Source organism: Chryseobacterium sp. Leaf180 (assembly GCF_001424585.1).
Taxonomy (GTDB): domain Bacteria; phylum Bacteroidota; class Bacteroidia; order Flavobacteriales; family Weeksellaceae; genus Chryseobacterium.
The window spans coordinates 960,727-972,448 of sequence record NZ_LMPJ01000001.1 but is presented as its reverse complement, the minus strand read 5'-3'; the positions used below and the strand labels follow the sequence as shown (position 1 = coordinate 972,448).

General features: G+C 38.3%; 11 protein-coding genes and 2 tRNA genes. 5 read left to right on the top strand and 8 right to left on the bottom strand.

Features of this window, described 5'->3' with window-relative positions:
- Positions 1–51: 51 nt before the first annotated feature.
- The 4 genes from ASG01_RS04465 to ASG01_RS04450 form a co-directional block, all read right to left on the bottom strand.
- Positions 52–125 (bottom strand) — tRNA-Asn (locus tag ASG01_RS04465).
- A gap of 168 nt (positions 126–293) precedes the next feature.
- Positions 294–370, bottom strand: a tRNA-Asn gene (locus ASG01_RS04460).
- 80 nt (positions 371–450) lie between these two features.
- Positions 451–1,797: an RIP metalloprotease RseP gene (gene rseP / locus ASG01_RS04455; RefSeq protein ID WP_055860469.1), complete on the bottom strand. Its 1,347-nt coding sequence runs from the start codon at positions 1,795–1,797 to the stop codon at positions 451–453.
- 104 nt (positions 1,798–1,901) lie between these two features.
- Positions 1,902–2,339, bottom strand: a complete 438-nt coding sequence (locus tag ASG01_RS04450; RefSeq protein ID WP_055860465.1) for a DUF6646 family protein — start codon at positions 2,337–2,339, stop codon at positions 1,902–1,904.
- 97 nt (positions 2,340–2,436) lie between these two features.
- On the opposite strand from ASG01_RS04450, the gene ASG01_RS04445 reads away from it, so the two are divergent.
- Complete coding sequence (locus ASG01_RS04445) at positions 2,437–3,189, top strand: nitrilase-related carbon-nitrogen hydrolase (RefSeq protein ID WP_055860462.1); 753 nt, start codon at positions 2,437–2,439, stop codon at positions 3,187–3,189.
- Between the two features lie 10 nt (positions 3,190–3,199).
- Here the strand turns inward: ASG01_RS04445 and ASG01_RS04440 are convergent, their stop codons facing one another.
- The 4 genes from ASG01_RS04440 to ASG01_RS04425 form a co-directional block, all read right to left on the bottom strand.
- Positions 3,200–3,499 (bottom strand): thioredoxin family protein, encoded by a 300-nt coding sequence (locus tag ASG01_RS04440; protein WP_055860458.1) that lies wholly within the window; start codon positions 3,497–3,499, stop codon positions 3,200–3,202.
- 11 nt (positions 3,500–3,510) lie between these two features.
- Positions 3,511–3,870: a rhodanese-like domain-containing protein gene (locus tag ASG01_RS04435; RefSeq protein ID WP_055860455.1), complete on the bottom strand. Its 360-nt coding sequence runs from the start codon at positions 3,868–3,870 to the stop codon at positions 3,511–3,513.
- A 1-nt stretch (position 3,871) separates the two neighbouring features.
- Complete coding sequence (locus ASG01_RS04430; protein WP_055862178.1) at positions 3,872–5,281, bottom strand: MBL fold metallo-hydrolase; 1,410 nt, start codon at positions 5,279–5,281, stop codon at positions 3,872–3,874.
- Between the two features lie 113 nt (positions 5,282–5,394).
- Positions 5,395–6,450 (bottom strand): hypothetical protein, encoded by a 1,056-nt coding sequence (locus ASG01_RS04425; RefSeq protein ID WP_055860452.1) that lies wholly within the window; start codon positions 6,448–6,450, stop codon positions 5,395–5,397.
- A 159-nt stretch (positions 6,451–6,609) separates the two neighbouring features.
- Here ASG01_RS04425 and ASG01_RS04420 point away from each other — a divergent pair, with 159 nt between their 5' ends.
- The 4 genes from ASG01_RS04420 (at position 6,610) to ASG01_RS04405 (ending at position 11,685) form a co-directional block, all read left to right on the top strand.
- Positions 6,610–8,139, top strand: coding sequence for a helicase HerA-like domain-containing protein (locus ASG01_RS04420; RefSeq protein ID WP_055860449.1), 1,530 nt, complete (start codon positions 6,610–6,612; stop codon positions 8,137–8,139).
- A 79-nt stretch (positions 8,140–8,218) separates the two neighbouring features.
- On the top strand, positions 8,219–9,442 hold the full coding sequence (locus ASG01_RS04415; RefSeq protein WP_055860447.1) for a PolC-type DNA polymerase III: 1,224 nt from the start codon (positions 8,219–8,221) through the stop codon (positions 9,440–9,442).
- 225 nt (positions 9,443–9,667) lie between these two features.
- Complete coding sequence (gene lysA, locus ASG01_RS04410) at positions 9,668–10,867, top strand: diaminopimelate decarboxylase (protein WP_055862176.1); 1,200 nt, start codon at positions 9,668–9,670, stop codon at positions 10,865–10,867.
- 92 nt (positions 10,868–10,959) lie between these two features.
- The gene (locus ASG01_RS04405) at positions 10,960–11,685 is read left to right on the top strand and encodes an energy transducer TonB (RefSeq protein WP_055860445.1); all 726 of its coding nucleotides are present in this window, start codon (positions 10,960–10,962) and stop codon (positions 11,683–11,685) included.
- Positions 11,686–11,722: the final 37 nt, after the last annotated feature.

Sequence of the window (11,722 nt, the reverse complement as noted above, 5' to 3'; positions counted from 1 at the left end):
TTTGCTGAAATAACTGAATAAAAAAAGACCTACATTTCTGTAAGTCTTTAGCTCCTCCTGCTGGGCTCGAACCAGCGACCCTCTGATTAACAGTCAGATGCTCTAACCAACTGAGCTAAGGAGGAATGTTCCTCGTTTAGAGTTGTGCAAATATAAAACCTTATGCCATAAAAAACAAATTTTTTCTCCCTAAAATCGCTCTGCAAAGGCTATACGGTTATTTTTCAGGAAATTAAATTTATCAAATCCTCACTTTTCTGCATAAAAAAAGACCTACATTTCTGTAAGTCTTTTGGCTCCTCCTGCTGGGCTCGAACCAGCGACCCTCTGATTAACAGTCAGATGCTCTAACCAACTGAGCTAAGGAGGAATGTCCTTATTTTTAAGTGGTGCAAATATAGGACGGATAATTAAACCACGCAAGAACTTTTTTAAAGTTTTTGTAAAATCTTAAAAGTAATTGGAAACAATCTTAAAGATATCGTTTCCAAAAATAAGCACCATTAAACCTAAAAGGAATATAACGCCCACCATCTGTGCATTTTCAAGAATTTTTTGAGGAACGGGTTTGCCAACGATCATTTCATACAAGGTGAAAATAACATGTCCGCCGTCTAAGCCCGGTATAGGAATTAAATTTAAGAAAGCTAACCACACAGAGAACATCGCGGTGAAGCTCCAAAACTGTGTCCAATTGATCGAAAGATCGCCTTCTTTGCTTTTCTGCACTGGCATATTATTAATGATAGCCAACGGTCCGCCCACTTTTTTATAACCCTGAACTTTTCTGTTAAAAATTAATTTAAACTGCTTCACCTGATACGTCAAGCTTTCAATACTTCTTGTGAAACCACGCCCGATTGACTGGCCAAATGAGAAATGCTCAGTTTCAACATATTTATTTAAATATTTGTAAGAAGCCAAGCCAAGCGTTCCTTCGGGAGAAACTGTAAGGGTTAAAGGCTGTAAACTTCCGTTCCGGTTAACCTCGACGTCGATATTTTTTCCTGGATTGGTTTTTACCGCTTCCTGAAACTCGTCATAATACGTGATTTTTTTACCGTTGACAGATTCCACTTTGTCACCGACTTTCAAGCCTGCAGCAATAGTTTTAGGATTGTAGATAGAATCTACGATCGCAGGAAATCTCGGTGTAAGAAATGCCTTCGGATTTGGATCCTTAAAAGCCAGTGCTTTACCGTCATCGCTCGTCGGAAAAGTCACCTCTTTTCCGTTTCTTAAAACGGTCACTTGATCGCTCAAAAGAATATCAAGAGAAAGTTTATCAAGATTATTCTGCGTTTTTCCGTCTACTTTTAAAATTTTATCACCATCCTGAAAACCCATTGCTTTCGCAACACTGGTATAATTCATTGGCGCATCTACTTTCGTCGTATTAAAAGTCGTTTCACCGTTGAAAAATGAAAGACATCCGTAGATAATCCAAGCCAGGAAAAAGTTTACAGTAACGCCACCCATCATGATGATCAGACGCTGCCAAGCCGGTTTTGCTCTGAATTCCCAAGGCTGTGCAGGCTGCTTAAGCTGCTCGGTATCCATACTTTCGTCTACCATTCCGGCGATTTTTACATAACCTCCGAAAGGAAGCCAGCCAATGCCGTACTCTGTTTCGCCTATTTTTTTCTTTACAACAGAAAACCATGGATCGAAGAAAAGATAAAATTTTTCTACTTTGGTTTTGAACCATTTTGCCGGCAAAAAGTGGCCAAGCTCATGTAAAATCACCAGAATAGATATGCTTAAAATGAATTGAAAGATCTTTAGTGCTAATTCCATTAATTGTTTTTAGATTTAATTTGCAAAGGTAACGATTATCAATACGATGCCAAATAAAAAAGCTTCCCAAGATGAGAAGCTATGTCATATAAACGTACTGTTTGTCAGAAATTAAGCGATACACCCAGACTGCCATTGTTGCCGATTTCTGCAAAAACGCCGAGTCTTTCAGTGAAAAAATAACGTGCTCCGATGTGCGCGCCAAGTCCGAAATCTCGGCCGACGACACCGATATCCAAACCTGGATAAATGTCGAGTTTGCTCGGAAGGTCAAGAGTAGAATTCAGATGAAAATTTACTCTTCCGAAAGCGAAAATACGGTTGTCTCGGTCATTATCTTTAAAACGGTCAAAATACGCATTAAAACCTGCTCCGACGGAAATCAGCGAGCCCAAACCGTAGTCGTAAGTGGCTGCAATTCCGGTTCCGTAACCCCACGCGGCAACTCCAAAATTCACTTTCTGATCACCGCTTCCTGTGTACGCCTGCGCGCTTACCGCGGTTCCGATGAAAAATATCACCAACAAAAAAACTTTCTTCATAGATATTTATTTTAAACAAAGTAACGCAGAATCGTAGCAAAATCAAAACGGATTCTTGTTTAAAAACCGTATTTTTATGAAATCAATACAGAAGTTTATGAAAATTGCGGGTCTGAATTTTAATATTATCTGGAAAGATAAAGCGCAGAATTTTAAAGAAATTGAAGAACATTTGAAGGATGAAAAAGCCGATCTTTTTTTGCTTCCGGAAATGTTTTCTACCGGATTTTGCATGGATGCAGAAGAAATCGTTGACAGGAATGAGGAGTCTTTAAACTTTTTAAAAAGGATGTCTCAGGCAAAAAATGCAGCTTTCTGTGGAAGTTCATCTGTAGAAGAAAACGGGAAATTCTATAACCGGATGTTTTTTGTAAAACCCGACGGCTCGTATGATTTTTACGATAAAAGGCACTTGTTTTCTTTTTCGGGAGAAGATAAAATTTATACGAAAGGAAGCGAAAGAAAAATTGTAGAATATAAAGGCTTTCGTTTTCTGCTACAGGTCTGCTATGATCTGCGTTTTCCGGTTTTTTCAAGAAATAATAATGATTACGATGCAGTTTTATACGTTGCCAACTGGCCTGAAAAGCGTGTTGAAGCCTGGTCTCATCTTTTAAAAGCCCGTGCGATTGAGAATTTATCGTACGTTTTCGGCGTCAACCGAATGGGTAACGACGGAAATGATCTGAATTATCCGGAAAGCAGCGCGTGTTTTTTTGCAGACGGAAAAGAGATTTCAGACAAAAAAGGTAACATCATCAGTGCAGAAATTGATCTTGAAGAACTGACAGATTTCCGCGATCATTTTCAGTTTTTGAATGACCGCGATCAATTTGAGATAAAGATTTAACTGAAAAATTTTAAATAAAACTTTCTAAAAGTTGCGTCAAACGATTGACATCATGCACGCCGCTTTCTTTATATAAAAGTTCTCCTTTTTTGAATACGGCAAGTGTCGGAACGCCTCGTACACCGTACTGAGAAGCGATCGCGGGATATTGATCGACATCAATTTTTACGATTCTTGCGCCTTCACCTACTTTTTCTTTCACAGTTGTCAGCACCGATGACTGCACTTTGCACGGTTGACACCATGTGGCAAAAAAATCAATTAAAACCGGTCTTTCCGAGTCGATGAGTTCCTGAAATTTCTGTGACATCTTTCTGTATTTTAATTTTTAAGATTCTGAATGGCCTGAACGTTTTTCAGCGTGCTTCCGTCATAAACTTCCACGCCATATTTTTCTAATATTTTGTAGGCTTCGTCCGCCTGAATTCCTTTGTTGCAAAACACCACAACTTTCTTACCTTTCAGCTCGCTGCTTCTATTTTCCAGTTCAGCAAGCGGAATATTTACTGCGTTTTTTGCAGATTCTTTTTGAAACTGTTCGCGAACGCGCACATCGAGCAAAACTACATTTTCACTTTGTACAGCCTGCGTCACTGTCATTTTTTCCTTTTTTAAATCTTTCTTTGCAGCGCAGGAGAATAGTGTTAAAACTGAAAATAGAGAAAAAATAAAAAGTTTCATTTTAAAGCATTTTAGACTGACACATAAAATCTGAAACCGGGATTTTTTCCGTTTTTTTAATGCCGTTAAAACCACCTTCGATTTCGGTGAAATTTCTGATTCCGTGTTTGTTGAGTATGCTTGCTGCAATCATGCTGCGGTATCCGCCGGCGCAGTGAATGAAAAAATGTTCATCATTATCAATCGTTGAAACCCATTCGCTAATCGAATCAAGAGGCCTGCTGTATGCATCATTTATATGTTCGGCGGAATATTCTCCAATTTTTCTGACGTCGATTATTTTTGCATTCTCATCGTATTCGGAAGCAAATTCTTCCGGTGAAATTCTTTTTACTTCATCTGTTTCTTTTCCTGAATTTTTCCAGGTATCAAAACCGCCTTCGAGATAACCTAAAACATTGTCAAATCCTACGCGGCTTAGTCTGGTAATCACTTCTTCTTCGGTTTCGGGATCACTTACCAACAAAATCGGATGTTTTACATCAACAATCATGCTTCCTACCCATGGCGCAAAATCTCCTTTCAATCCAATATTTACAGCATTCGGAACAAAACCTTTATGAAAATCTGCGGGACTTCTAGTATCTAAAATCAATGCGCCCGTTTCTTCAGCAAAACTTTCAAAATCTTCTGCAGAAATTGGCTTTAAACCCTTAGTCATCACATCATCCAGACTTTCGTAACCGTTTTTATTAAGCAGTACATTCATCCCAAAATATTTTGGAGGAGCAGAAAGCCCATCCAAAACTTCGCGGATAAAAGATTGTTTATCAGGCTGATTGAGTGCGTAATTGGTTTTCTTCTGATTGCCGAGAATATCAACCGTTTCTTTCTGCATATTTTTTCCGCAGGCTGAACCTGCGCCATGTGCCGGATAGACCGTGATGCTGTCGTCCAAAGGCAAAATTTTACTGTGAAGACTTTCATAGAGAATTCCCGCAAGATCTTCCTGAGTCATTTCTGTAGCTGCCTGCGCTAAATCCGGTCTGCCGACATCGCCAAGAAATAAAGTATCGCCGGTGAAAATCGCCGTTTCAACACCGTTTTCATCGATCAAAAGATAAGTAGTGCTTTCCATCGTGTGGCCTGGCGTGTGCAATGCTTTTATTTTTGCATTTCCAATCTCAAAAATCTGTTCGTCTTTGGCAATACTCGCTTCAAATTCCGGTTGAGCAGTTGGGCCATACACAATCGGAGCGCCTGTTTTTTTGCTTAAATCTAAATGTCCTGATACAAAATCTGCGTGAAAATGAGTCTCGAAAATATATTTTAGCGTGACCTGATCTTTTTCCAGACGGTCGAGATATGGTTTTACTTCGCGTAGTGGATCGATAATTGCCGCCTCATTCCCAGATACGATATAGTATGCGCCCTGCGCCAGACAGCCAGTATATATTTGCTCGACTTTCATCATTCTTTTAACTCCGTTTTACAGTTCAATAATTTACAAAAATCGTGTTTTATTTTTTAAAATTAAGGATAATATAAAATGACTTTTGATAGAGTATGTCTATAAATTTTCATTTACTCAAATCTATAGAAAATTTTATATAGTATCTCGTTGGTATCTTCAGATATGTTTTTGTCGATTTTAAACTGAATATAACTGGTTTTCTGCGCGTCACCTTCCGGATAGTCAATAACTGATTCGTATTTTTCGTAAATGTGATCTTTGAGGCGGTTGTTGTCGGCAATTCTGCTCATTTCATTAAAGTACTTTTCAGTATCTGGGGTCATTTTCCAGTCGCTTTTATGAAGTTTGTAGAATTCAAGCATTTTTTCAATAGAATAAATTTCAGAATTAATATTCATATCAGTAAAACCGGTAGAAAATTCTCTCGTATCTAGATTGTTCTTCATCCACTCGATTTTAGATTGTGCCGCAACAACAGCTGCCTTTACCATCATAGAATCTCTCTGAGCAGGCTTGTATATGATAATATCCGGAGAACCATCGTTTACCGGTAATGGTTTTACAGCAGCAATCGCAAGCACATCAAAATATTTTTCTATCTTCTTTTTTAATTCCTGCAGCTGCTCAGCCGTCATGTCATCACTGGTCACTCGGATTTTAAAACGCCATCCGCCGCATTCATAAATAGCAAGCATAGACTGTTTGTCTGTATATTTTACTCCTTTAAAAAAATCCGGCTCGCCTAAAGAATTTTTGAAAACCGAATAAACAGAATTGACGGTAAATTGATCATCAGAAAGTTTTGAAAACAAAGGTTTCATTTCAATACCTGTCGAAGAATTCTGGTTTAAAGCATGTTGATAAGAAAGGAATTCGTCTCTCAAAAGATGATTGTCGACTTCATTGAACGGATAAACGTAGAGTGAAATCACAGTTTTACTTTTTTTTGAAGTCTGCTGAATGTAGCTGATGCCGATATTCTTATTTTGAGAATCGTAAGAGCGCACCGTTTCCCGGGTAAATCCTGTCCAGAATTTTGGGAACACGGTTTTCGTATACTGATGCGTGTAATCTCCGGAAATTTTCAGATCCGAAGATTTTTGTTTTTGCGAAAAGGCTATAAATGAAATAAAAAAAAACAGAAAAGGTAAAAGTTTTTGATACATATTTTATTTTTTAGCCAGAAAGTTACAATTAAGTATTGATTTTGTAGAATGTGTGCCTAATTATTTTTAATTAATCACAAGTAAATAATTGTATTTAAAAAGGAAGAGATGCTCAAATGTTTTCCAAAAAAATTTATCTTTAAATAAATTAAAAATGCGATGGCAGACAAAACACAGTTTATTGATGAATTAAGCAAAAAATATACAGCGAAAGGCGAAAGTATAATTTTGGGGAAAGGGATGCTCGGTGGTGAAGTGGTGACTGAAGTGAATGTTGCTATTCCGTTGAAAACCATAAACCGCCACGGTCTTATCGCCGGCGCGACCGGAACAGGAAAAACGAAGACTCTACAGATTTTTGCCGAGCAGCTTTCTCATCAGGGAATCCCGTCTTTGGTGCTTGATATCAAAGGTGATTTCTCGGGAATTGCCGAAGCAGGAAAGATGAATCCGGTTATTGAAGAGCGTTATGCGAAAACGCAGCTTCCGTACAATCCGCAGGCTTTCCCGGTAGAATTGATGTCTATTTCCGGTGAGAAAGGGGTAAAACTTCGCGCGACTGTGACTGAGTTTGGTCCGATGCTTTTAAGCAAAATTCTTGAACTGAATGATACGCAGCAAAGCATCATGTCAATCGTTTTTAAATATTGCGATGACAAAGGTTTGCCTTTAATTGATTTGAACGATTTAAAGAAAGTTCTGCAGTATGTAACAGATAATCCTCAGGGAAAAGCGGAATTATCTGCGAATTACGGCTCCATCGCATCTGCTTCATTGGGAACAATTTTAAGATCAATTGTTGCATTAGAGCAACAGGGAGCCACAGATTTTTTTGGAGAGTTAAGCTTTGATGTTCATGACTTACTGGAAACGAGAGATGGAAAAGGTGTTGTCAATATATTACGGGTTGCTGATATTCAGAATAAACCGCAGCTGTTTTCAACATTTATGCTTTCGCTTTTTGCCGAAATTTATATGACATTCCCTGAAGAAGGCGACAGCGGCAAACCAAAACTGGTTATGTTTATCGATGAAGCGCATTTAATCTTCGATGAATCTTCAAAAGCATTGGTTTCGCAGATTGAAACGATGGTAAAACTGATCCGCTCAAAGGGTGTCGGCATTTATTTTATTACCCAGATTCCTGGCGATGTTCCTGAAAATATACTTTCACAGTTGGGTTTAAAAATCCAGCATGCGTTGCGGGGTTTTACGGCAAAAGATAAAAAAGAAATCTCCAAAGCAGTAGAAAATTATCCGACAACACAATTTTATGATGCTTCAGAATTAATTCAAAACTTGGGAATCGGTGAAGCTTTTATCACGGCTCTAGATGAAAAGGGAATTCCGACGCCGCTTGTTCACACCTATTTAATTTCTCCGGAATCGCGAATGGATGTTTTAAATGATGCTGAAGTTGCTGATCTCACTTCAAGATCTGCGCTGGTGGCAAAGTATGAGCAGAAAGTTGACCGCGAATCTGCCTACGAGATTTTAGTGAAAAGAATGGAACTCGCCGTTGAAAATACGGTGGCGGAACAGAAAACAAAACCTGTTAAAGAAGAACCCGGAATGTTTGAACAGGTCATGAAAAGCAGTGCCGGACGTACTTTTGCAAACACGATTATGCGAGAAGGCGCAAAGGCTCTATTAGGAATGTTGGGCCTCGGTGGAAGACGCAGGAAATAGTTTCCGCATAATTTTATTATTTTAGCAGGTTGGTTCGGGCACGGTTTTGATAATTTTCTGTGCGGGAAAAAGATTTTAAATGTATTCGATTATAGATATAGAAAGCAACGGTGCGGGTTACCGGAAAGAAAGTATTATAGATATTGCGATTTATCGTTTTGACGGTCATAAGATTATTGATCAGTTTATTTCGCTGGTGAATCCGGAAAGTGACATCACACCTTTTGTGCAGAAACTTACCAATATCAACCCAAAAATGGTGAAGACTGCGCCGAAATTTCATGAACTGGCCAAAAGAATCGTTGAGATTACAGCAAATACAACCTTGGTCGGGCATAATATTGATTTTGATTACAGAATGCTCCGCCAGTCATTCAGCCGGCTTGGTTATGATTTTAAAATCAATACGTTAGATACAATTCCTTTAGCAAAAAAACTGATCCCGGAAGAGACTAGCTACTCTTTGCAGAAACTGGTAAAATCATTAGGAATTCCGCTGACCAATGCGCACCGTGCAGACGGCGATGCACGAGCGACTCTAGAATTATTTAAGCTCCTGATTTCTAAAGATACATCGAATGATATTATCCAGCAGCTGCACGAAGAAACCAACGCAAAATCATACATTAATAAAATAAAAGCGCTGACACAGGATTTGCCTGGTGAGCGTGGATTTATCTATTTGCAGGATGCCAACGGTGTAATTATTCATTCTGCGTACGCGCCGGATATTAATAAATGTGCGAAGAAAATTTTCAATTCAAAATCTCAGAAGCTGGAAACTTTGCAGCAACTGACTGAGCAGATACGATTTGAACTGACAGGAAGTGAGCTTATTGCCAAACTGATTCAGAATTCTAAAGGGATCAGAAGAAGAGAAACGCTGCCATTTGGTTTGTATCACAGAAACGGAAGATATATTGCTGAGAAAAACACGATTAATAAAACTGAAAAACCGCTGGTAAAATTCCGGTCGTTTACCCAGGGATCGAAGGCGGTGAAGTTTATTTCAGGTGTTGAAGAATATCAGAATATTGATGTTTTTAAAGCTAAAATAGATTTAAGAAAACGCACCGAACTCTGGCTGGGCGCAGGAAGATGGCTTGGCGAAAAACTTTTCATCATCTTCGAAAACGGGAAAATTGTTTCTTTTGGCTTTTACGAACTCTTTACGCAGATTCAGACATTAAGCAAGCTGAATAAACTGAAAATCGATCTCGCAGTTCCGACTTCAGATTTAGTCAATGATCTGCAGCTCGCACTTTTGCGCGGTGATTTTGAAACGATGCCGCTTCCGAAATAAAATTTCGGCTCAAAAAACTTTAGAAATGATTATCTGAAAATAAATCCTATTTTTGCACCAGAAAATTAAAGCAATGCAAAATTTTAAACAAAATAAAACCGGTAAAAAGGGAGCTGTAAAGTTCTCAAAGGTTTGGAATACGTAAAAGATTTGCCTTGCATAAAAATATTATTGCGGCAGGATCTTTACGAAGACTCTGCCTTTTTTTATGTAAAATTCAAAAATATGAAATCAAAAGAATTGCTGCAAATTGCCACAGAATTTGGCACTCCGGCTTACGTCTACGACGCAGAATCGATTAAAAATCAATACGAAAAGCTCACATCTTCGTTCTCCAAACGCACGAAGTTTTTCTACGCGGCAAAAGCTCTTACGAATATCAATATTTTAAAATACCTGAAAAATCTGGGTGCTTCGCTGGATTGTGTTTCGATAAATGAAGTGAAACTCGGCTTACGAGCAGGTTTTACCAAAGAGAAAATTCTTTTCACACCAAACTGTGTAGATCTTTCTGAAATTGAAGAAGCCATGCAACTTGGCGTACACATCAACATCGACAATATCTCGATTCTGGAACAGTTTGGGAATAAATACGGGCATTCGTACCCGATTTTTGTAAGGATTAATCCGCACATCTACGCCGGTGGAAATCATAAAATATCAACGGGACATATCGATTCAAAATTCGGAATTTCTATTCACCAGATGCGACACATCGAACGCGTGATGAAATCGACAAACCTTAATGTTGAAGGTCTTCATATGCACACGGGAAGCGAAATAAAAGATCCTGATGTTTTTCTGCAGGCGATGGATATTATGCTCGAACTATCTGAGCATTTCCCGAATCTGAAATATCTTGACATGGGAAGCGGTTTCAAAATTCCTTTCCAGGATGATGATATGGAAACCGATGTGAAAGATTTAGGCAAAAAAGTGGAAAAAGCGTTGGCAAATTTCTCTGCCGAAACCGGAAGAAAATTTGAACTGTGGTTTGAGCCCGGGAAGTTTTTGGTCGGAAAAAGCGGTCATCTTCTCGTGAAAGCCAATGTAATTAAACAGACTACAGCAACGGTTTTTGTAGGCGTGAATTCAGGATTTAATCATTTGATCCGCCCGATGTTTTATGAATCGTATCATAAAATTGAAAATATTTCGAATCCTTCCGGCGCAGAAAGAATTTACACCGTCGTCGGAAATATCTGCGAGACAGACACTTTTGCATGGGACAGAAAGCTGAATGAAGTGCGTGAAGGCGATATTTTGGTTTTTCACACGGCCGGTGCCTATGGTTTTGAAATGAGCAGCAATTTTAATTCGAGATTAAAACCTGCAGAAATTCTCTGGCTCGACGGCAAAGCGCATCTCATCAGAAAGCGTGATGAGTTTGAAGATCTTCTCCGCAACCAGATCGAGGTTTTGTAAGACTTAAATTAATAAAACTTCACACCGTTGTGTGAGGTTTTTTCTTTTTTAGAGTGCTGTTAATTTTATATTTGCAGCTGAAAATAATAAAGATGATTAAAAAAACTCTTGGCGCCATTTTACTTTTTGCAGCAGCTTTTTCTCAAGCGCAAATTCTAGATCAGTATCATAGAAATAATGATTTTTATTACGGTGGTGAAGCGCAATTCTTCAAAGATTTTCACAAGATTGCTATAGAGAAAAACATTCAGCCTTGTGAAAATAAAAACGAGATCTACATGGTAAAACTCATTATAGATGAAAAAGGTGAGATCAAATATGTGAGAGACGATGATAATATTAATGCCTCACAAAGCAACAAGTGTGCTTATGACATGGGTTTGAAGGTTTTAAAGTATATGAATAAATTCAAACCACTTATGATAAACGGAGAAAAAGTACAGTCGATGGCGTCTTTTTATCTGATTCCGGATGCGCTTCTGGAAAATTTTAACGAAAATTTTATTCTGATCGAGAAAGTGCCTGCTTACAAAGGTTTGCCAGGTGGTGGAATCATGCAGTTCCGGAAAGATATTGTTTCAAAAATATACATCAACGATTTTAAATGGAATAAAGATTTTCGTCTTGAGGTTATATTTACGGTAAATACAGACGGTATAATTCAAAATGTAAACCTTGAAGAATCAAGCGGAGTTCCAGAATTTGATAGAAGAATCATCTCTGCCGTTCAGAATTTAAAAAAGAAGTGGACGCCGGCAACGATTAATAATATTCCGGTGCGTTATCGTTTTCGCTTGCCTTTAAAATTTGGTGTATAAAAAGATAGCTGCCATTCTGTCATGATATTTTGTATCT